Here is a 19,711-nt window from a genome sequence, read left to right on the forward strand (position 1 = left end):
AGTACCGTGTGTCGTCATGAGCCTCGACGACGTGTCCGCTGCCTCCGACGCCCGGGATTCCGGGGTGTTCCACGACAGGGAGTCCAGCGCGTTCCACCTTCTCCTCCGTGAACAGGTGCGACACGAGTTCACCGCCTCGCAGCAGTACATCGCGATCGCGGTCCACTTCGACGGGGCGGATCTGCCGCAGCTCGCCGCACGGTTCTACGCCCAGGCCGACGAGGAACGCGGCCACGCCATGATGATGATCCAGTACCTGCTGGACAACGACCTCGAGGTCCGGGTGCCCGGGGTCGACGACGTCGTGAACGCGTTCGGGTCGGTGCGCGAGCCGGTCGAGCTGGCGCTGCGGCAGGAGAAGAAGGTCACCGAGCAGATCACGACGCTGGCACGCACCGCCCGCGACACCGGCGACTACCTGGGCGAGCAGTTCATGCAGTGGTTCCTCGCCGAGCAGATCGAGGAGGTGGCGTCGATGACGACGCTGCTCACCATCGTCGACCGTGCCGGCGAGAACCTCTTCCACATCGAGGACTTCATCGCCCGCGAGATGACGAGCGAGTCCCGCGGCGGCGGCAACGCGCCGAGGGCCGCCGGGGGACTCGCCTGATCGTCAGCGCAGGGTGACCTGCCGGCTGCGCAGGCCGTCACGGGCGCGCCGCTGCTCAGAGGTGAGCTCGCTGGTGTCGGCCAGCGTCTCGTCGAGCCTGCGGCCGAGAGCCGCTGTGCCCGTTGCCCATTCGTCGGGATGAACCTCGGGATCGAGATCGAAGACGGGCACGAGCAGGCCGTGGGTACGGAACGAGCCGGCGAAGCGCGATCCCTCCCCCACATGCAGTTCACCCACCGACTGCAGGCGAGCCAGCGCGATCATCAACTGATCCTCGTCCTCGGGGCGGACCCAGCGGATGTGCGCCTTGTCGCCGGCGTCGACCCACCAGGCCGCGGACACACCGTCGGCCGTGATGCGGGCGGACGGGAGGATCGCACCGTTGGCGCGCTCGATGGTGGCGTCGACCTCGGGGTCCGCTCCCGCGCCCTCCGGGATCCACCACGAGAAGTCCTTGTGGACGGTGATGTCCAGAGGGGACGTCGCGTCCACGAGTTCCGTGAGCGCGGGCGTCTCGGCGGACGGGTTCGACGCCGCCGTCGAGGTTCCGGGCGTCGCCGAGGAGGCCCACACGACGGAGGCGGCGAGGTCGGCCGACAGATCCTCCGAGAAGGTCTGGACCTGCATCGCGACGAACGCGTTCTTCTGCTCGTCGTCACGCACGAGTGCGGCGACGGCACCGGGGAGCACGGTCGCGAGAGTGAAGGGACGGTCGCTTCCCGTCACCGGGAGGGATGCCGACGCGGAGGCGACGAACTCGCGCATCGCCACGATGTCGCACTCGAAGGCGAGGCCCTCGAACGGCCGCACCGGCGCGGACGACAGCGCCTCACGCTCGGCTCTGCGCTGCTCCAGCAGCTCCGCGCGTCGACTGTCGGGCTTCGGTCCGCTGTTTCTCTTGCTCTTCTTACCCACGAGCGTCGAACCTACCGGGTGATGCTGTCGTCCAACCACGCGAGCGCCCGACCCGGATGATCGGTGGCGAGCCAGCGCACCCCGAGGTCGTGGCACAGATGCACGTCCTCCTCGGTGTTCACGGTCCAGCAGTACGTCGCTCGACCGGCCGCCGCGGCGTGATCGACCAGGTTCGGATGATCACGCAACGTCTTGATCGAGGGCCCGACCGCCGTGGCGCCCACCGTGGTCGCGGCGCCGCCGCCGATGTAGCGCGACGCGGTGCCGAGCAGCACGGTCGGCAGCATCGGAGCCGATCGCCGCACCCGCCACACCGCCGAGGGCGCGAACGACATCACGACGGCGCGGGACAGGGACGCCGACCCGGGTCGGCCGATGCCGAATCGGTGCAGTTCCGCCAGCACGGCGTTCTCGATCAGGCCTCCGTAGCGCACCGGGTGCTTGGTCTCGATGAAGATCTTGGCGGGCTTCGCCTTCCACGCCATGACCATGTCGATGAGGTCGCTCAGCAGCAGCACGTTCGCCGGATCGTCGGCTGTCCCGTAGTCGTGGCCGGACAGTGCCTCGTAGGTGAGGGCACTGACGATCCCGGTTCCCGACGACGTCCGGTCGATCCGTCGGTCGTGGACGCACACCACCCGGCCGTCGCGCGTGAGCCGCACGTCGCACTCGACGCCGTCGGCCCCCTCGCGCAGTGCCTGTTCGTACGCCACCAGTGTGTGTTCCGGCCGCGTTCCCGACGAGCCACGATGCGCGACGACGAGGGGTGTGGCCTCGTGTGCGGAGTAGATCATCGGACGTCGGCGAGCTGGTCGGGTGCGGTGTCCTCCGGGGCCGGGGTCGTGTCGGACACGGGGGTGGTCGGCAGGACCGTCCATCGCGTGAGGGTGCGGGTGTCGCCGCGCACGGTGCGGCCGTCGGCTCGGCGGATCACGGTGAGCGTGAGGGCGGCCACCCCCGCGGCGACCAGGTCGGTGATCGCGGTGAGGACCACACCGTTCGCCTGCGCCTGGATGCCGTCGACGGTGCGCCACGCGACAGTTGCCGCGATCAGCAGCCAGTTGCCGACCCAGGCCGCCCACCACCACGGCACCAGACGCTCGAGTCGGAGCCGGTGCTCGCTCGTGCGGGCCAGCTCCGTGAGGAAGACCCCGGGCAACAGCAGGGTGACGATCGGCAGCAGCGATCCGAGGTACAGGGTTCGCGTGCGCCGCGGATCGGTGAGTCCGTGACGGGCGTAGGCGCTCCGGCGCAACCGGACCACGCGGGCGACCGTCGCCACCGCGGCGACCAGACCGACTCCGAGGGACAGGAACGACAGGCACCACACGGCGGCGTCCGACAGTGCGAGGACCGCGGCGGGCATCAGTCGGTCGCGACTGACGAGCAGCACGACGTACCGGGCCAGCTCGGCGACGGCCGCCGCGACGAACAGGGCGCCGGTCGCCGTGAGCAGGGAGGTCGAGCGCCGGGCCAGCCGATCCGTGGCGCTCTCCGGCGCACTCGGGTGCGGGCGCGGCGCGATCGGCAGACCCCAGGTGGGCATGACGTCGTAACGGGGGGTGGGGGTCGGCACCCGGCGGACACGGCGCCGCGGCGCGGATCCGGGCGCGGAGGCCACCCAGCGGAAGTTACGACGGACGGCCATGGGCCACTGCCCGACCGGGGCAGTCGACTGCCCGACCGGCACCGGGGAGAGCAGGACCCCGTGGCAGACGGGACACCACTGCCGCGGCGACGGCCCCACGTCGATGCGCCGTGTGCAGCGCGCACAGATCTGGAACCAGGCCACCGGCCGAGGAGCGGTCACGGCGTCAGTACACGGTGGCCGGGCGACCGGCGTCGTCGACGACCGGGAGGCCGGCCTGCTGCCACGCCACCATGCCGCCGTCCACGTTCACCGCGTCGACTCCCGCGTGCTGCAGGTACTCGACGACGCGGGCCGAACGCCCACCCTGGCGGCACACCACGTAGACGGTGCCGTCAACGCTGATGTCGGCCATCCGCGACGGGACGTCGCCCATCGGGACGTGCAGCGCGCCGGGAGCGTGCCCGGCGGTCCACTCGTCGTCCTCACGGACGTCGAGCAAGGCGGCGCTGGGACCGGGCTCCGGGACGTCGGAGACGGACACGGACGGTACGGATCCGAAGCTCACGCACTCGATCCTGTCACGCCCCTCGCCCCGGTGCCACCGTCGATCACCAGTCGTTCTCGAACCGCCCGCTCTCGAACCGTCGTGCGCCGCGGGCCACCACCCACGTGGTCCCCACCTTCGCCGCGGGCAGGGTGCCCGCCGCGATCTGCGCGAGCACGGCCTGTCGGGAGATCGCCCGCTCCGCCGCCACCTCGGACACCGACGACCACCCGTCGGTGGGCGGCAGTCCGGAGACCGACTCGTGGTCTCGTGCCGAGCGGACGGACAGCGACACGAGGTCGCGACCGCCGACGAGATCTCGCAGCAGAGCCGAGGCGAGGGTGACGGCCTGCGGCAGGCCGTCGGCCGAGAGTGTGACCACCAGGCGCGCGCGGCCGAGAAGGCTCCGGGTGAGGCGTCCGCGAAACGGCGCGACCGCCGAGGCCAGGGAGTCGATCTCCGCGGCGTGCAGGTCGTCGAGCGCGGCGGACAGTTCGGCCTCGGCGGTGAAGTCCATGGGGAGCAGTATTGTCGATCGGCATCTTCAACTCCCTACGGGAGTTGCTGATCGACAATGACCATCCCCACCATCCACAGAAACATCCACAGAAACGGGACTCGATCCCGTTTCCTCCGCGTGTGTCGCACCCACGGTCGCTCCCCGACTCCGGCACGCCCTTCTACTGTCGAACCATGGACCTCAGAATTTTCACCGAACCGCAGCAGGGCGCGACCTACGACGACCTGGTCCGCGTGGCGCGCGCCGCCGAGGACTTCGGGTACGACGCCTTCTTCCGCTCCGACCACTACCTGGCGATGAGCACGGACGGCCTCCCCGGACCAACGGACGCCTGGATCACGCTGGCCGGCATCGCTCGCGAGACCTCCACGATCCGCCTCGGCACCCTCGTCACCTCGGCCACCTTCCGGTACCCGGGTCCCCTGGCGATCTCGGTCGCGCAGGTCGACGCGATGAGCGCCGGCCGCGTCGAACTGGGGCTCGGAGCAGGCTGGTACGCCGACGAGCACGCGGCGTACGCGATCCCGTTCCCGTCGGTGGGCACGCGCTTCGATCGCTTCGAGGAGACCCTCGCGATCGTCACCGGTCTGTGGGGCACTCCCGCGGGTGAGACGTTCTCGTACCAGGGCGACCACTTCACCGTGACCGACTCACCCGCTCTGCCGAAGCCGGTGCAGAGTCCGCCGCCCATCATCATCGGCGGCATGGGGAAGAAGCGGACGCCGGAACTCGCCGCGCGTCACGCGACGGAGTTCAATCTCCCGTTCGCGGACACCGACGCGACGGCGACACAGTTCGACCGGGTGCGCGCAGCGTGCTCCGACATCGGCCGTGATCCGTCGTCGATGACGTTCTCCAACGCGCTGGTGCTGTGCTGCGGCACCACCGAGGACGAGATCGCCCGCCGCGCCGCCGCGATCGGACGGGACGTGGACGAGCTCCGGGCGAACGGCGCGGCAGGGACGCCTGCCGAGATCGTCGACAAGCTCGGAACGTACGCCGGGCTCGGATCGACCCGGTTCTACCTGCAGATGCTGGACCTGTCCGATCTCGACCACATCGAGCTGGTCGCCGCCGAGGTGATGCGTCAGCTGGCCTGAGGGCCGGAGGTCGGGTCACTCGAGGTCGGCTCGTTCGCGGTCGGGGCAGGCGTCCGCGGATGCCCCGACCAGTGGCGGGCGATCCACCGTGCCGCCGGCGTCTCGACATAGCGGTACACGAGATCCGAGAGCACACCGGTGATCAGCGCGAAGACGAGCACCGCGACGGTCGCACCGAGATGCGGCTCGACGAGCGAGTAGATGCGGTAGAGCACCAGAGTGTGGACCAGGTAGATCGTGTAGCTGCGCGTCGCGAGCCAGTGGATCACGCGCGAGCGGCCGAACGCGGTGTCGGTGGGAGCCACCAGCACCACCGCGACGACGAGCACCAGTACCGTCCACAGGTGACCCTGCTGACCGACGTGGAAGGCGTCCACCGTCGTCGCGTACCGGATGACGGCGAACTGGGCGAGACCCGCGAGAAGAAGGGCCCGCCACGACGCCAGCCGGGCGAACGCGAGATACACGATCTGGCCCAGGAAGACGGTGGGCAACGTCGCCGCGACCTTGTCGACCATGGGGATCGTGTACTCGTACGGCACCAGATCGGTGTAGAGCAGGATCAGCCAGCACACCGCCGCGCCGACGACCGGAACCAGCACGGGGCGGGACGCGAGCACCCGGCGCATGCTCACCGCGTACACGTAGAAGACCCCCTGGACGACGAGCGTCCAGGTGACCCCGAGGACCACGACCTCCGGGCGCACGAAGAAGCCGCCGAGCACGAAGCTCATGGCGGCCTCGGCGTTGCTGATGCCCACGGTCTGCGAGAACATCCCGTTCACCCCGAGGCGGACCAGCACGATCGCGGCGAGGACCGACAGCCAGAACACCGGGAGCAACCGCGCTGCCCGCCCCACGAGGAAGGCGCGCGGCGAGCTACGGACGACGGACGCGGTCGCGACCAGTCCGGTGAGGATCATGAAGAACGCGACGCCCACGAACGAGAGATGGTGGTTCAGACCGCCGTGCTCGACGAACACGAGGGTGACGACGTCGATGAGCCACCACGGTGTTCCGAGATCGTCGACCAGGAAGTACGAGATGTGCGAGTACACGACGGTCAGGACCGCCAGCGCACGCAGGATGTCGACTCCGCCGAACCGGATCCGCGGCGGATCGGCCGCCGTACGGACGGAGACCACCCCACCGTCCGAGTCGGGCGTCGAGGAGGTCATCACCCTCGATCTTAAGGTTCCGTTCACCTGTCGGTCGAGTTCGCCCACGTCATCGCTGCGCGCGGGCAAGGGGACCACGGTCCGCATCGGTGCGTCTGCGCTGCACTCCGACTGCGTCGAACTCTTGCGCGAGGTGTACGAATGACGTTGGCTGGGTAACGCCAGCAGTCAGCTACAACAGATGCAAGAGAAGGGAAACACGTGTCCGAGTACACACTGCCCGACCTCGACTACGACTATGCAGCTCTCGAGCCCCACATCTCCGGGGAGATCAACGAGCTGCATCACTCCAAGCACCACGCCACCTACGTCGCCGGCGTGAACACCGCACTGGAGAAGCTGGCCGACGCCCGTGACAAGGACGATCACGGCTCGATCTTCCTGCAGGAGAAGAACCTCGCGTTCCACCTCGGTGGCCACGTGAACCACTCCATCTGGTGGAAGAACCTCTCCCCCAACGGTGGAGACAAGCCCGAGGGCGAGCTCGCGGCCGCACTGGACGACCACTTCGGCTCGTTCGACAAGTTCCGCGCGCAGTTCACCGCCGCGGCCAACGGTCTGCAGGGCTCCGGCTGGGCAGTGCTCGGCTACGACACGCTGGGCAAGAAGCTCCTCACGTTCCAGCTGTACGACCAGCAGGCGAACGTGCCGCTCGGCATCATTCCCCTGCTGCAGGTCGACATGTGGGAGCACGCCTTCTACCTGCAGTACAAGAACGTCAAGGCCGATTACGTGAAGGCGTTCTGGAACGTCGTCAACTGGGCCGACGTGCAGCAGCGCTTCGCCGCAGCCACGTCGCAGACCTCGGGTCTCATCTTCCCGTAGTCCCGCCGCACAGTCGTACCGCGAATGCCGCGTCCCACGAGGGCGCGGCATTCGTCGTCTCACCGGCCACATCTGGCACTCGTGACCACTTGTGTGCCAGCGCGATGGTGGTGTTCTCTTCCTCTACCCGACGTTGTGTGCCGATGGTCCGCGCACGTTCCGCGCAGGCCGTCCCGCTCGATGCCGGCCAGTGCGAGGAGAACGTCATGACCAGTCCCGATCGTCGCATCATCGGTGTGGCCCCGTTCCACGCCTCGGGAACCCTGCGCGGCTTCGTCATCTCCGGCCGGTGGCCCGACACGACAAAGGAATGGGCGCAGCTTCTCGCCTTCGCGGTGCGGGTCGCGTCGACCCCCGGCCTGCTGGACACCAGCACCGTCTTCTGTGTCCGCGAGGAACTGCCCGACGACCCACACGAGGGGACCGTGGGCATCGTGGTGTCCGAGGGCCCCGTCATCGGGGACCACGCGGTGACCCCCGAGCGATTCGCGCTGCATCAGCCGGCCGCGCTGATGATGCTGCATCCGCCGTCGGAGACGATGCCGACGCTGCCGGAGTGCGCCGGGGCCGCGTCGGGGTGCGTGCTGTTGCCGGGTCTGCCGCACCTCGGGCTGGACCATCGCGCCGCCTGGGTCGAGGCCGAGGCGGACGGCACCGTGACGTCGATGATCAGCCGTGTGGGCCTCGATCCCATCAGCCATCCCGATACGGCCGTCCTCGCGATGTTGCTCGCTGCATGACACGACAAATTTCGGGTAGCCGAACAGGTTTGTCGAAGTTGCAGAAGCCTGACCAGGGCTTTAGCGTGGAGATCAGCGAAGGGGAGTAGCCCCCGATCATCCAGTCGACATACTGGCGCGCACCGGTTCGCCGGGGCGCTCCCGGCTCGGTGAACCGAGCTTCCACACACGTGGCAGCAGGTGGGCGAGACCTTTCGTCGACCGGCCGGCCTCCGGCCTTCCCGCACCGGTCCCGATGACCGCACGGTGCGCTGCACCGAGCGTCGGCCAGGTTCTCCCCTCGTGTCGGTCGACGCGCCCTGTCCTGGAGGTTCGACGTGCTCGCCGCCCTGCTGCTCAGCTTCGGAGTCATTTTCGTCGCCGAACTCGGCGACAAATCCCAGCTGATGGCCATGACGTTCGCCCTGAAGTACCGCTGGTGGGTCGTCATCGGCGGCATCACGGTCGCCACGACGCTCGTCCACCTCGTCTCCGTCGCCGTGGGCCACTACCTCGGTGTCGCGTTGCCCACGCACCTGATCGGCATCGTCGGCGGCGTCGCGTTCCTGGTCTTCGGCCTGTGGACGCTACGCGGCGATTCGCTCGACGACGAGGAGAAGACGAAGGCCGACCGGGTGACGAAGTCCGCCTTCATCGCCGTCGCGTCCGCCTTCTTCCTCGCCGAGCTCGGCGACAAGACGATGTTGGCCACCGTCACGCTCGCCTCCGACAACGACTGGGTCGGCGTGTGGATCGGCTCGACGCTGGGCATGGTCGCCGCCGACGCTCTGGCCATCGTCATCGGCGCGACCCTGGGCAAGCACCTGCCCGAGCGGCTCATCACCCTCGGTGCCGCGACCCTGTTCTTCGTCTTCGGCGTGTGGCTGATCCTCGAGGGGCTGCTTCCCGGCACACCCGTCGGACTGATCGCCGCGGCCGTGGTCCTCGCCCTCGGTATCGCGGCGACGAGCTGGACTCTCACTCGTCCGACGGCAGACCGGCATTCCGACGATGAAGTGCCCGCATCTCCGCGCTGACCTCCGGTACGGGCCCCCGCACCCGGATCCGCGGCGCAACGTCGCCGATGGGCAGCGCGGCGACAGGGCCCGGCTCCAGACCCCACTCCGACCGCCACGCGGTGAGCTGAGCACTCGTCACCGCGACGACGATGTCGCCGAGCCCCACCCACGCGTGCGCCGCCGAACACATCGGGCAGTGCTCCCCCGATGTGTACACCGTGGTCCGGGCGCGCTCGTCGGCCGTCAGGTTCCGCACGGCCCACTCCACGATCGTGAACTCGGGATGGCGCGTCGAGTCCCCGCCGCCCACGCGATTGCGGTCCTCGAAGAGCACCTGACCGTCCGCGTCGACCAACACCGACCCGAACGGCTCGTCACCGGCGTCGAGTGCCTCGCGCGCGAGCGCGACACAACGCCGGACATGGACCTCGTCTGCCGAACCGGGGAACGTCATGTCCCGAGTCTGCACCCACCGACTAGGGTTCGTTTCAGTGAGCGGCCGGTAACCGAGTCGGCCGTCAGACGAGAGGACACGGCAGTGGAGATCGCGGGAACAGCGGCATTGGTGACCGGCGGCGCATCGGGGCTCGGCGCGGCCACGGCGAAGCGGTTCGCCGACAACGGCGTCACCGTCTTCGGCCTCGACCTGCAGCAGTCCATCGACAAGGCCGGTGACTCCGTACCGGACGGCGTGACGCTCATCGCCGCCGACGTCACCAGCGACGAGGAGGTACGGGCCGCCCTCGCACAGATCGGCGAGGCCGGCGTCCCGCTGCGCATCGTCGTGAACTGCGCCGGCGTGGGCTGGGCGGGACGCATCCTGTCCAAGAAGGGCGTGCACGATCTCGAGCTCTTCCGCACGGTCATCACCATCAACCTGCTCGGCACCTTCAACGTCATGCGTCTGGCGGCCGATCACATGCAGACGCTGCCGACCGTCGACGAGGCCGGACAGCGCGGCGTCATCATCAACACCGCGTCGGTGGCCGCGTTCGAGGGCCAGATCGGTCAGATCGCCTACTCCGCGTCCAAGGGCGGCGTGCACGGCATGACCGTCCCCGCGGCGCGCGACCTCGCGCAGGTGGGCATCCGCGTCAACACCATCGCCCCCGGCATCGTCGACACCCCGATGCTCGCCGGCGTCACCCCGGAATACCGCGCCGGCCTCGAGGCGGGCGTCCCGTTCCCGTCCCGCCTCGCTCAGCCCACCGAGTACGCGCAGCTCGCACAGATGATCGTCGAGCACGACTACCTCAACGGCGAGACCATCCGCATGGACGGCGCACTCCGGATGGCACCGCGGTAACTGCTGGAAAAAAGTTTTTCGTCACCACCCATCCACACCGGGTACTGGGACGAATCACATCTCGAGACGCTCGTCGTCGCTGCCAACCCCCGACTGGTAGCGATGGCGAGCGTTTCACTTCGTTATACGACGGGGCGAGCGTGTCACTTCGTCACAGAGGAACTTCCGCCGAGCTCGTCCGCAGTCGGAATCTCCCGCGCGGCCGCCCCGTCCATCCAGACCCGCAGCGCGCGGGTGGCCTGCACGTCGTCCTCGTTGTACTCGAGCAACCGCGTGCGTTGCGACGCGTCGACGTCTCCGTCGTATCCCACCGCGCGGCGGTACCAGGCCATCGACGCCTCGCCGCCCGCCTCGTCGTCCCGCCAGTGGAAGCCCGCGACCGGTGCGACCTTCTTGAGGCCCTTTCCCGACGGACACACGAAGTTCTGGGACACCGCGATGTAGATGTCGACCCAGTCCGGCCCGTCGATGAACTCCCGCACCTCGGCCTCGGTGGGGACACCGGGCATGCCGGCGAACCGGCGCGCGGATCCCAGCAGCCACTTGTCCTCGGCGGCGCGCGAGTAGCAGTAGGCCGCGAACGTCAGGCCCTCCGCATGCGCGTCCGCACGCACGCCCTGCATCCAGGACCAGAACTCGCCGAACGAGCGCGCCTCGTCCATCGTGGGAACCGGTTCCCACGTCACGAAGGCGCGGTACTGCGGCTCGGCACCGTCCCGCCGGTCGAGGAGCGTTCCCCACATGTAGGCGCCGTGCTCCTGGTAGCTCTCCATGTCGACGTCCACCTCGACGTCCGCCCGCTGGACCGTCACGGTGTCGCGGCGCCGGACGAGCGGCAGGTCGGCGATCCATGCACGGGCGATGACGACCGTCTCGTCGAAGTCGCCGTGCGGCCACTCGTCGGGCACGCCGCCCGTCCAGTCCGCCAGGTCGTCGATGGTGACGATGCCCGCGGACCGCAGGGCGTCCGCTCGCGACCCCGCCGCCACCAGCGAGACGTCCCGCGTGCGCCGCAGGGTCTCCCCGCACTCGGACCACCACGGACAGGACCGACATTCCGACACCTTCGACGGCGACGTGACGACCGAGCCCGACGCGATGGCCAGTCGGTCACCGAAGCGCGTGTCGTACTCCGCGTCGACCGCCGTCAGATCGTGCACGAGCATCACCTCGGCACCGAAGCCGATGACACCGGCTCGCGCCGACACACCGGCCTGACCGATGCGGCCCAGGAGCCGATGCACGTGCACGGCCGCCAACTGGTCCCGTAACTGCGGTCGCACCTTGCGCGTGGGATCGAGAGCGGGGGCCCACGACGTGAACGGCGTGGTCACCGCGCCGCTTCCCGGATCGGTGACCTTGTGGTTGACCACCAGTACCGGGATGTACCCGCCGTCCGGATCGCGCACCAACATGTCGCACCGGCCACGCCGACCGGCGTCCTCGTCGTCGGCGAAGGTCGCGTTCCAGATGCGCTCGACACCGGACTCGCACGCCGCACGGGTGGCGCGGACCTGCATCGAGCGGGACATCGACGGGGAGACCACCACCCACGACTGCGGATCCGCGGCGACCAGGGTGTCCCGGATCTCGGCTCGGTACGCGGCGGCCGCCTCCCGGCGCATCTGCACCCCCGCGTCCTCCGCGGTGTCGACGAGCAGAGAGCGGTAGGCGGTGTCGAGATACACGCGGTGGCGGCACCGGGTGAGCGACGACGCGTCGATCAGCACGGAGGGGCCGGACGCCGGAGCGGGGGGCGGCACGACGTGGGACATTCTCGCAGCGTAGATCCACGGGCCGACACCTCACGCGGATGCAGCGCACCCGGAGCGGACCGATAGGCTGGCGGCAGGCATTCAGGCGCTCGTCGGTCATCCGGTCGGAGCGTTCTGGCGACGTAGTCGGACACGATAGGGGCACGTACACCATGGCTCTGCGCAAGAAGCGTTCTCGCCGTGCGACCCGGAAGGCCGAGGCCAAGGCCCTGCGCCACAAGGCGGGCCTCGAGGCGAAGTACACCGCCCGGAACGAGCGCAAGCATCTGAAGAAGCTGGCGAAGAACGACGCCAAGGCGCTGACCAGCCAACAGAAGGTGGATCAGGCGCACATCAGGACCCTGGCCGCACGGGAGAAGGCCGCGCGCGAAGGCAAGATCAACGCGGCGAAGGTGCGCAAGTACGTCGGCATCGGTCGCGTCCTGGCCCCCGTCCTCGTGCCGATCGCGTACCGCGCGGCGACCCTCCTGCGGGGTCAGCTCGACCAGTACCGGGCCGGCCGCATCGGCGTCGACGTGAAGGAGCTCGGCCAGTACACCGGACACGGCGCCAAGCTCAGCGCTCGCATCGTCGGTGCCGAGCGTTCCGTCGCCGAGGTCGCCGCGTCGCACCAGGACGCCGAGACGGGCGCCTTCGCCGATGCGATCCGGTCGCGCCTGACCGAGCTCACCACCGCGGTGCACGCCGCCGAGCAGATGCCGCCGTCGCGCCGCAAGCTGGCTCACGGCGCCATCTCCGACGAGCTCGACGGCATCGAGGCCGACATCCTCGCGCGCCTCGGCGTGCGCTGATCCCTGCCTGAGTCGACGATGGGGACCGAGCGCACGCGCGTGTGGCGTGGTGGTGCCGTGGGAGCACTCACGGCCACGCTCGCCGTCGCCGCGCACGGTGTCGGCGGTGGTGGCGTGCCCACCTCGTCCGCTCTGTCCCTGCTGCTCGCCGTCGCGATCGGTGCGGGCGTGCTCGCCGCCGGTGTCGGGACCGCCCGGACCGGCCCCCTCCCGATCCTCCTGTGGCTCGTGGGCGGACAGGTCGTCGCGCACGAGGCACTGGCCGCCGTCGCGGAACACGCCCACCCGCTCGACGCGTCGATGCTCGCGGCGCACGCCGTCGCCGTCGGTGTCGGCGCAGTCCTGGTCGCCTCGTCGGAGCGGTTGTTCGCCGCGATCACGTCGGTGCTGCGCGCACCGCGGCTCACGTTCTCGCCGCCGCGTCGCCCCCGACCCGTCACCGCCACCGCGCCGCTCGATCGGCCGGTTCCCGTACCCGTTCTGTCCGCCGTCTCCAGGAGAGGACCACCGCAGGTGCTCGTGCAGCCACTCACACCGCGGTACTCCCTCACCTGAACGGAAGACAACTGTCATGACCAGCTTCTCCACGCGTGCCCTGGGCACGAGTGTCCTCACCGCCGCCGCCCTCCTCGCCTCCGCAGGACTGGCGTCCGCCCACGTCGTCGTGTCCGCTCCGGACGCGGCACAGGGCGGATACGGCGTTCTCACCTTCCGGGTGCCGACCGAGTCGGAGGCGGCGTCCACCACCTCCGTCACCGTCCAGCTGCCCGGCCTCACCTCGGCCCGCACGCAGCCCATGCCCGGATGGACGGCCGTCGTCGAACGTTCGGCGGACGAACTCGCCACCTCGGTCACCTGGACGGCGGATCCCGGCAACCCCGGTGTCGGGCCCGGACAGTTCGAGCAGTTCCAGCTCTCGGCCGGCCCCCTGCCGGAGGAGGAGAGCGTGTCCTTCCCGGCCCGCCAGACCTACAGTGACGGCGAGGTCGTGAACTGGGACCAGCCGACACCGGAGGACGGTACCGAGCCCGAACTGCCGGCTCCCACACTGGAACTCGCGGCGAGCAGCGGCGATCATCACAGCAGCCCCACGGTGTCGTCAGCGTCCTCGACCACCGAGGCCGCCGCGTCGTCGTCCGACACCACGGCCCGGTGGCTCGGCGGGATCGGCCTGGTTCTCGGAGCACTCGGTGCCGCACTCGGGATCGGCGCCACGGTGCGGAGTCGACGCTCGTGAGCCGGTTCCTCGCTCTGCTGCTCGCCCTCGCCGCGGCGCTGCTGCTCGGCACCTCGACGGCGTCCGCGCACTCGGTGGTGGTGTCCAGCTCCCCCGAGAACGAGAGTTCCGTCGATCAGGGTCCGGCGGAGGCGACGGTGACGTTCAACGAGGCAGTGCAGTCGCAGTTCGCCTCGCTGACCGTCGTCGGTCCCGACGGCAACCTCTGGTCCGACGGTGACCCGCGCGTGTCGGGTTCCACCGTCGCGGTGGACCTCCGAGAGCTCGGGCCGACGGGCACATACACCATCGCGTTCCGCGTCACGTCAGCCGACGGCCACCCCGTGAGCGGTACGCGGACATTCGAGCTGACGACGGCCGGCACCGGGACCCCCGGTCCCGCGGCCGACGCCGGCGCGTCCTCGACCGAGTCGGGGGGCGGTGTGCCGCTCTGGCCGTTCCTGGTCGCCGCCGCGGTGGTGTTCCTCGGCGGTCTCGCGTTCGCTCTGCGGAAGAAGAACTGAGTCGTGGCCGGAACGACGACGGCGCGGTGGTCACCGCTCGCCGTCGTTCCGGCTGCACTGCTCGGAGTGATCGCCGCCCTCGTACTGGCGCCCTCCGACCTTCCGCTCGACTCCCTCGTGCGGACCGGTGCCGACGTCGCCGGTGCCGTGGTGCTCGGGTTCGGTCTGCTGATCCTGTGGGCCCGCGATTCCCGGCACGTCGACGACCACCTCGCGTGGCGCGGCGCCCTCGTCGCGGCCGCGTGCTGGGCAGTCTCCGAGGTCACGCTGCTGGTGCTGGGGGCGGCGCGGTCCGATGCCGTCAGCGCCACCGCGGTGTCGCTCGGCACGTTCACCGACTACGTCCAGAACATCGCGAACGGCCGGATCGGCTCCGCGGTCGTGGTCGTCGCGCTCGCGATGGCCGTGCTGGCGGCCACTGCCCTCCGCACCGATCTGGAAGTCTCCGGCATCGTCGTCGTCGTACCCACCGCCGTCGCCCTCATCGCTCGCCCGATGACCGGCCACATGGCGCAGCAAGCCGTCGGCGCGCTGCTCGTCGCCGTGCACGTCGTGGCGGCATCGGTGTGGCTCGGGCTGCTGGTCGCGATGGCGGTGACCCTGCGGTCACGGACCGCCTGGGCGGATCTGCTCCCGCGCTACTCGGCGGCCGCGCTGTGGTGTGTGGTCGCCGTCGCCGTCACCGGTGTCGTCAACGCCGCCGTGCGGCTCACCTCGGTGACCGCCCTGGTCGACACCGACTACGGGCGGCTGATCCTGCTCAAGTCGGTCCTGCTGGTCGCCCTGGTGATCGGCGGGTGGTGGCGACGGCGCACGTGGGTGAGCGTCATCGGTGCCCACACCACGCACGCCACGGTCTCGACGCGGCGTGCCGTCGTCGAGACCGCGGCGATGGCCGTGGCGTTCGGCGTGGCCGCCGCACTGGCGACCACGGCCTGATCACGCGGGCAGCGGGTCCGCGCTGGGCAGCAACCGGACGAGCACGTCCGACATGGTGATGACACCGACCACCGCACCGCCGTCGCGCACCACCGCGAGATGGTTGCGGGTCTCCCGCATCTCCGCGAGCGCGACGTACACGGGCGCGGCGGCGTCGAGCTCGAAGGCCGGTCGCACGAAGTCGTCCACCGAGCGGGAGTCCTCCGCCTGCAACGTGTCCCGCACGTGGACCAGACCGATCACGTCGGCGCCGTCCCGCACGAGGATGCGCAGATGGCCCGTGCGCAGCGACGCCGCCCGCACGTCGGCGACCGTCGCCGTCGTCGCCACCGCGGTGGGCTCGGAATCGATGCGCACGAGGTCCGCCACCGTGAGCTTCTGCAGTTCCAGCGCACTCGAGAGCTGATCCGAGTAGCCCTTGTCCAGCGATCCGACACTCACCGAGTGCGCGACCAGCTGCTCGAGATCGTCCGGGTTCTGGCCTGACATCACCTGATCGGCCGGCTCCACACCGGCCCGGCGCAGCAGTGCATTCGCCATTCCGTTGAGCGACACCAGGATCGGGCGGGTGAAGAACATGAAGACACGCATCGGGATGGCCAGCATCGTCGCCGACTTCTCGGGATGCGCGATGGCCCACGACTTCGGCGCCATCTCGCCGACGACCAGGTGCAGGAAGGTCACGATGATCAGGGCCAGGACGAAGCCGAGCACGTCGGATGCCCAGTAGGGCAGACCGAGTGACTCGAACAGCGGCCGGAGCCAGTAGTGCACGGCGGGCTTGGTGAACGCACCGAGTGCCAACGTGCACAACGTGATACCCAGCTGCGAGCCGGCGAGCAGCACCGTGAGCTCGGTGGAACTGCGGAGCGCGGCGCGCGCCGACCGCGAATCGGCCGCCGCGTCCTCGAGCCGGTGCCGCTTGGCGGCGAGGAGCGCGAACTCGACGGCGACGAAGAAGGCGCTGAGCGCGATCAGGCCGACGGTGACGACGAGGAACACCAGGGGGTTGCTCACAGCGCATCCTCCGTCTCACTCATGGCCGGGACGTCGTCGGGAGTGCGCTCCACGACCTCGAGCGTGACCGACGACGGCACGTGGTTGTCGATCTCCAGGACCTTCATGACGAGGAACCGTCGGGGCGGTTCGGCGTCGGTCGCGAGATCACCGGGGTCGAGGGGCAGTGCGAGTTCGATGACGTCGCCGACCTCGGGAAGCGATCCGTGGACGCTTATGGCCAGTCCGGCGATGGTCTCGATGTCACCCTCCGGAAGTTCGCGGTCCAGAGCACGTTCCACCTCGTCGAGGTGGACGTCGCCGGCCACCGTCCACACACCGTCGTCGCCGGGCACGGGTTCCGCGCCGTCGGCGTCGTCGTGCTCGTCGGTGATCTCGCCGACGAGCTCCTCGGCCAGGTCCTCGATGGTGACGACACCGGTGAAGGAGCCGTATTCGTCGATGACGCAGGCGAGTTGGTTCTTCGACGCGCGCAGCTCCCCCATGGCGTCGGGGAGCATCTGGGTCTCGGGGAGCACCAGTGCGTCGCGGGACAGCACGGCGACCGGTGTGTCGCCGGACAGGTCGGTGGCGAGCACGTCGCGCAGGTGCACGACGCCCTCGATCGAGTCGTCGGCATGGAGCACCGGATACCGCGAGTGCTCGACGCTCATGAGGGCGCGCACCTCGGCGATGGTGGAGTCGGAGCGCACCGTCGCCACCTTCGCGCGGGGGATCATCGCGTGACCCGTGGTCTGGGTGGGGAAGTCGAGGATGCGGTCGAGCAGTGTGGACAGCTCCTCGGGCAGGTCACCGGTGCCCCGGCTCTCGGCCACGATGTGTTCGAGGTCGCGCGGGGTCGCCGAGTGCTCGACGTCGTGGACCGGCTCGATCTTCAGCGCCTTCAGCAGCGCGTTGGACGAGGCGTCGAAAATACGGATGAGCCAGCCGAACAGCTTGAGGTAGATCGTCGTCGACAGCGAGAGCCATCGCGCGACGGGTTCGGGGCGGGCGATGGCGAAGTTCTTGGGGAACAGCTCGCCGAAGAGCATCTGCACGAACGTCGACACCACCAGCGCCGTCACCGCACCGACGGCGAGTCCGACACCGCTCGGAATGCCGACGCCGCCGAGCAGAGTCCCGAGGGACTGTCCGATGAGCGGCTCGGCGAAGTTACCGACGAGCAGGCCGGTGACGGTGATGCCCAACTGAGCGCCCGAGAGCATGAAGGACGTGCGCTTCGTGACGGCCAGGGTGCGCGCGGCGACGGTGTCACCCGCTTTCGAGCGCGCTTCGAGCCTCGACCGGTCCACGGTCATGTAGGCGAATTCCTGGGCCACGAAATAGCCTGTGCCGGCGGTGATTCCGACGACGACGACGATACCGAGGAGAAGCGTCAACAACTCGCTCATGTGCCGGTCACCGCCCTGGTCGCATCGGTCGATACGAGGGGGGCCATGACCGGCCCGGGTTTGTCGCTGTCCATTCGTCCTCTAGTCGCTGCGGGTGTTTCGCCCGATTCTACGGGATGCGCGCCGCTACCGTCCCGGCACGTACTTCAGCGCCCGGATGAAGATCGGCAACGTCTTCGCCCAGAGCTTCGGAGGCAGCCGTCGTCCGCCGAGGTTGATCAGGCGCGTCGTGGAGACGGTCTGCGACTCGGTGTACTTCAGGACGCCGTCCGGTCCGTGTCGACGACCGACGCCCGAGACACCCATGCCGCCCATCGGCGCACCGGTGCTTCCCCAGGTCGGCGCGTACCCCTCGTCCACGTTCACGGTGCCGGCGTGCAGTCGCGCGGCGATGGCCTCGCCCTGCGCCTTCGTCTTCGCCCACACGCTGGCGTTCAGTCCGTACTCGGTGGCGTTGGCCCGCTCGACAGCCTCGTCGACACTGGCGACGGGGTAGATGGAGACGAGGGGACCGAACGTCTCGGCTCCCCAGCACTCCATGTCGTCGGTCACGCCGGTGAGCACGGTGGGCTCGTAGAACAGCGGGCCGATGTCGGGGCGTGCCTTGCCGCCGGCGACCACGGTCGCACCCTTCACCTTCGCATCGTCCACGTGGTTCGAGATGGCCTTGACCTGGTCCTCCGAGATGAGGCTGCCCATCTCGACCCCGAACTCGTACGTGGCGGCCAGCGTCATGCGGCGCACCCGCTCACCGAACGCGGCGGTGAACTTGTCGGCGATCGACTTCTCGACGTAGATGCGCTCGATGGAGATGCAGAGCTGACCGGAGTTGGAGAAGCAGGCACGGACGGCCGCGTCGACCACCTCGGGGATCTTGGCGCCGGCGGCGACGATCATGGCGTTCTTGCCGCCGAGCTCGGCGGAGAACCCGATGAGTCGCCGACCGGTCTGCTCGGCGAGAAGCTGGCCGGTGGCGGTGGAACCCGTGAACATCAGGTAGTCGGAGGTGTCGACGATGGCGGTGCCCACCACCGATCCGGGGCCGGGAACCACGGCGAAGAGGTCACGGGGCAGACCGGCCTGGTAGAGCAGTTCGACACATGCGAGCGCGCAGTACGGCGTCTGGCTGTCCGGCTTCAGCACGATGCCGTTGCCGGCCATCAGAGCCGGGATGGCATCGGACACCGCGAGGGTCATCGGGTAGTTCCACGGCGAGATGATGCCGACGATGCCTTTGGGCTGGTAGTTGACCTGCGTCTTGGTCAGCACGGGAAGCATGCCCTTGACGCGCTTGCTCTTCAGCAGTTCGCCGGAGACCCGCGCGTAGTGCCGCGCCGTCATCGCGATGTCGAGGACCTCCTCCTGGGCGGCGGACCGGGACTTCCCGGTCTCTGCCTGCGCCAGGTCGATGAGCGACGCCCGGTGCTTCAACACGAGGTCGCGATACTTGTGGAGGATCTTCGCTCGATCTGCGATGGACGTCGTCGCCCACCGCTTCTGGGCTGCGCGGACCTTGTCGTTCGCCGCCAGCACGTCGTCGCGGGTGCCGACGGGGATGGTCGCCATCTCGCGGCCGGTGAACACCTCGATGACGGGCTTGGTCTCCCGGCCCGGTGCGACCGAGGCGAGGGCGACGAGTCGTGTGAACGTGTCTGCGGTCGGCGCTGACATGCGTATCTCCCAGTGGCGGATGAGTGTGACGACGGTTGACGGATACACCGTCGGTATCGA

General features: G+C 69.4%; 22 protein-coding genes. 11 read left to right on the forward strand and 11 right to left on the reverse strand.

The features are described 5' to 3' along the window. The first annotated feature begins 16 nt into the window (after positions 1-16). Entirely contained in the window at positions 17-610 is a 594-nt protein-coding gene (locus HQ312_RS20960) for a ferritin (RefSeq protein ID WP_081821499.1), read from the forward strand. Between the two features lie 3 nt (positions 611-613). Here HQ312_RS20960 and HQ312_RS20965 read toward each other — a convergent pair whose 3' ends face one another. The 5 genes from HQ312_RS20965 to HQ312_RS20985 are packed head-to-tail and all read right to left on the reverse strand — an operon-like array spanning position 614 to position 4,177. After that, positions 614-1,525 carry a DUF5926 family protein gene (locus HQ312_RS20965; protein ID WP_027507323.1) on the reverse strand — a complete coding sequence of 304 codons (912 nt, stop codon included), beginning with the start codon at positions 1,523-1,525 and terminating at the stop codon, positions 614-616. A gap of 11 nt (positions 1,526-1,536) precedes the next feature. Next, positions 1,537-2,319 (reverse strand): glycerophosphodiester phosphodiesterase family protein, encoded by a 783-nt coding sequence (locus HQ312_RS20970; RefSeq protein ID WP_027507324.1) that lies wholly within the window; start codon positions 2,317-2,319, stop codon positions 1,537-1,539. After that, positions 2,316-3,335, reverse strand: coding sequence for a DUF4328 domain-containing protein (locus HQ312_RS22280; RefSeq protein ID WP_222641326.1), 1,020 nt, complete (start codon positions 3,333-3,335; stop codon positions 2,316-2,318). The genes HQ312_RS20970 and HQ312_RS22280 overlap by 4 nt, the downstream gene beginning before the upstream one ends. A 4-nt stretch (positions 3,336-3,339) precedes the next feature. Then, complete coding sequence (locus HQ312_RS20980) at positions 3,340-3,681, reverse strand: rhodanese-like domain-containing protein (protein WP_222641328.1); 342 nt, start codon at positions 3,679-3,681, stop codon at positions 3,340-3,342. A gap of 43 nt (positions 3,682-3,724) precedes the next feature. Continuing rightward, a complete protein-coding gene (locus tag HQ312_RS20985) occupies positions 3,725-4,177 on the reverse strand; it encodes a hypothetical protein (protein ID WP_222641331.1) in 453 nt (150 codons plus the stop codon). Positions 4,178-4,353: 176 nt separating this feature from the next. Here HQ312_RS20985 and HQ312_RS20990 point away from each other — a divergent pair, with 176 nt between their 5' ends. Beyond that, complete coding sequence (locus HQ312_RS20990; RefSeq protein WP_222641334.1) at positions 4,354-5,280, forward strand: LLM class F420-dependent oxidoreductase; 927 nt, start codon at positions 4,354-4,356, stop codon at positions 5,278-5,280. Here HQ312_RS20990 and HQ312_RS20995 read toward each other — a convergent pair. Further along, positions 5,268-6,458 carry an acyltransferase gene (locus tag HQ312_RS20995; protein ID WP_261782530.1) on the reverse strand — a complete coding sequence of 397 codons (1,191 nt, stop codon included), beginning with the start codon at positions 6,456-6,458 and terminating at the stop codon, positions 5,268-5,270. The two genes, HQ312_RS20990 and HQ312_RS20995, sit on opposite strands and share 13 nt — an antisense overlap. A 201-nt stretch (positions 6,459-6,659) precedes the next feature. Here HQ312_RS20995 and HQ312_RS21000 point away from each other — a divergent pair, with 201 nt between their 5' ends. The 3 genes from HQ312_RS21000 to HQ312_RS21010 all read left to right on the forward strand — a co-directional run bounded on the left by HQ312_RS21000 (position 6,660) and on the right by HQ312_RS21010 (position 9,039). Further along, on the forward strand, positions 6,660-7,283 hold the full coding sequence (locus HQ312_RS21000; RefSeq protein ID WP_027507329.1) for a superoxide dismutase: 624 nt from the start codon (positions 6,660-6,662) through the stop codon (positions 7,281-7,283). Between the two features lie 206 nt (positions 7,284-7,489). Next, complete coding sequence (locus HQ312_RS21005; RefSeq protein ID WP_222641404.1) at positions 7,490-8,023, forward strand: peptidase; 534 nt, start codon at positions 7,490-7,492, stop codon at positions 8,021-8,023. Between the two features lie 317 nt (positions 8,024-8,340). Beyond that, positions 8,341-9,039 carry a TMEM165/GDT1 family protein gene (locus tag HQ312_RS21010; RefSeq protein ID WP_056440761.1) on the forward strand — a complete coding sequence of 233 codons (699 nt, stop codon included), beginning with the start codon at positions 8,341-8,343 and terminating at the stop codon, positions 9,037-9,039. Here HQ312_RS21010 and HQ312_RS21015 read toward each other — a convergent pair. Then, positions 8,981-9,475 (reverse strand): nucleoside deaminase, encoded by a 495-nt coding sequence (locus tag HQ312_RS21015; RefSeq protein ID WP_222641335.1) that lies wholly within the window; start codon positions 9,473-9,475, stop codon positions 8,981-8,983. The two genes, HQ312_RS21010 and HQ312_RS21015, sit on opposite strands and share 59 nt — an antisense overlap. A gap of 84 nt (positions 9,476-9,559) precedes the next feature. On the opposite strand from HQ312_RS21015, the gene HQ312_RS21020 reads away from it, so the two are divergent. Further along, positions 9,560-10,327 carry an SDR family NAD(P)-dependent oxidoreductase gene (locus HQ312_RS21020; RefSeq protein WP_222629296.1) on the forward strand — a complete coding sequence of 256 codons (768 nt, stop codon included), beginning with the start codon at positions 9,560-9,562 and terminating at the stop codon, positions 10,325-10,327. A gap of 143 nt (positions 10,328-10,470) precedes the next feature. Here HQ312_RS21020 and HQ312_RS21025 read toward each other — a convergent pair whose 3' ends face one another. Continuing rightward, complete coding sequence (locus HQ312_RS21025; RefSeq protein ID WP_222641337.1) at positions 10,471-12,102, reverse strand: TM0106 family RecB-like putative nuclease; 1,632 nt, start codon at positions 12,100-12,102, stop codon at positions 10,471-10,473. 152 nt (positions 12,103-12,254) lie between these two features. Between HQ312_RS21025 and HQ312_RS21030 the strand changes: the two genes are divergently transcribed. From HQ312_RS21030 to HQ312_RS22285, 5 genes are read left to right on the forward strand one after another with little or no spacing between them, the layout of a single operon-like run. Further along, positions 12,255-12,893 carry a DUF6474 family protein gene (locus tag HQ312_RS21030; RefSeq protein ID WP_027505892.1) on the forward strand — a complete coding sequence of 213 codons (639 nt, stop codon included), beginning with the start codon at positions 12,255-12,257 and terminating at the stop codon, positions 12,891-12,893. Positions 12,894-12,950: 57 nt separating this feature from the next. Further along, positions 12,951-13,448: a hypothetical protein gene (locus HQ312_RS21035; protein WP_222641339.1), complete on the forward strand. Its 498-nt coding sequence runs from the start codon at positions 12,951-12,953 to the stop codon at positions 13,446-13,448. A gap of 16 nt (positions 13,449-13,464) precedes the next feature. Beyond that, on the forward strand, positions 13,465-14,130 hold the full coding sequence (locus HQ312_RS21040) for a YcnI family protein (RefSeq protein WP_027505893.1): 666 nt from the start codon (positions 13,465-13,467) through the stop codon (positions 14,128-14,130). Then, positions 14,127-14,633 carry a copper resistance CopC family protein gene (locus HQ312_RS21045; RefSeq protein WP_056440779.1) on the forward strand — a complete coding sequence of 169 codons (507 nt, stop codon included), beginning with the start codon at positions 14,127-14,129 and terminating at the stop codon, positions 14,631-14,633. Before HQ312_RS21040 ends, HQ312_RS21045 begins: the two co-directional genes overlap by 4 nt. Before the next feature lie 3 nt (positions 14,634-14,636). Next, a complete protein-coding gene (locus HQ312_RS22285) occupies positions 14,637-15,572 on the forward strand; it encodes a CopD family protein (RefSeq protein WP_222641341.1) in 936 nt (311 codons plus the stop codon). Here the strand turns inward: HQ312_RS22285 and HQ312_RS21055 are convergent, their stop codons facing one another. From HQ312_RS21055 to HQ312_RS21065, 3 genes are all read right to left on the reverse strand, one after another. Beyond that, positions 15,573-16,589, reverse strand: a complete 1,017-nt coding sequence (locus HQ312_RS21055; protein WP_027505896.1) for a CNNM domain-containing protein — start codon at positions 16,587-16,589, stop codon at positions 15,573-15,575. It lies immediately after the preceding gene. Beyond that, positions 16,586-17,980 carry a hemolysin family protein gene (locus HQ312_RS21060; protein WP_222641343.1) on the reverse strand — a complete coding sequence of 465 codons (1,395 nt, stop codon included), beginning with the start codon at positions 17,978-17,980 and terminating at the stop codon, positions 16,586-16,588. The genes HQ312_RS21055 and HQ312_RS21060 overlap by 4 nt, the downstream gene beginning before the upstream one ends. Before the next feature lie 126 nt (positions 17,981-18,106). After that, positions 18,107-19,651: a succinic semialdehyde dehydrogenase gene (locus HQ312_RS21065; protein WP_027505898.1), complete on the reverse strand. Its 1,545-nt coding sequence runs from the start codon at positions 19,649-19,651 to the stop codon at positions 18,107-18,109. Positions 19,652-19,711: the final 60 nt, after the last annotated feature.

The sequence above is a fragment of the Rhodococcus sp. BP-316 genome (genome assembly GCF_019836105.1).
Taxonomy (GTDB): Bacteria; Actinomycetota; Actinomycetes; order Mycobacteriales; family Mycobacteriaceae; genus Rhodococcoides.

Coding starts and splice junctions, on each gene's coding strand:
- HQ312_RS21015 (WP_222641335.1), bottom strand. CDS start 9,475: ATGACGTTCCCCGGTTCGGCAGACGAGGTCCATGTCCGGCGTTGTGTC.
- HQ312_RS21005 (WP_222641404.1), top strand. CDS start 7,490: ATGACCAGTCCCGATCGTCGCATCATCGGTGTGGCCCCGTTCCACGCC.
- HQ312_RS21030 (WP_027505892.1), top strand. CDS start 12,255: ATGGCTCTGCGCAAGAAGCGTTCTCGCCGTGCGACCCGGAAGGCCGAG.
- HQ312_RS21040 (WP_027505893.1), top strand. CDS start 13,465: ATGACCAGCTTCTCCACGCGTGCCCTGGGCACGAGTGTCCTCACCGCC.
- HQ312_RS20990 (WP_222641334.1), top strand. CDS start 4,354: ATGGACCTCAGAATTTTCACCGAACCGCAGCAGGGCGCGACCTACGAC.
- HQ312_RS21065 (WP_027505898.1), bottom strand. CDS start 19,651: ATGTCAGCGCCGACCGCAGACACGTTCACACGACTCGTCGCCCTCGCC.
- HQ312_RS20985 (WP_222641331.1), bottom strand. CDS start 4,177: ATGGACTTCACCGCCGAGGCCGAACTGTCCGCCGCGCTCGACGACCTG.
- HQ312_RS20960 (WP_081821499.1), top strand. CDS start 17: ATGAGCCTCGACGACGTGTCCGCTGCCTCCGACGCCCGGGATTCCGGG.
- HQ312_RS21025 (WP_222641337.1), bottom strand. CDS start 12,102: ATGTCCCACGTCGTGCCGCCCCCCGCTCCGGCGTCCGGCCCCTCCGTG.
- HQ312_RS20995 (WP_261782530.1), bottom strand. CDS start 6,458: ATGACCTCCTCGACGCCCGACTCGGACGGTGGGGTGGTCTCCGTCCGT.
- HQ312_RS20970 (WP_027507324.1), bottom strand. CDS start 2,319: ATGATCTACTCCGCACACGAGGCCACACCCCTCGTCGTCGCGCATCGT.
- HQ312_RS21060 (WP_222641343.1), bottom strand. CDS start 17,980: ATGAGCGAGTTGTTGACGCTTCTCCTCGGTATCGTCGTCGTCGTCGGA.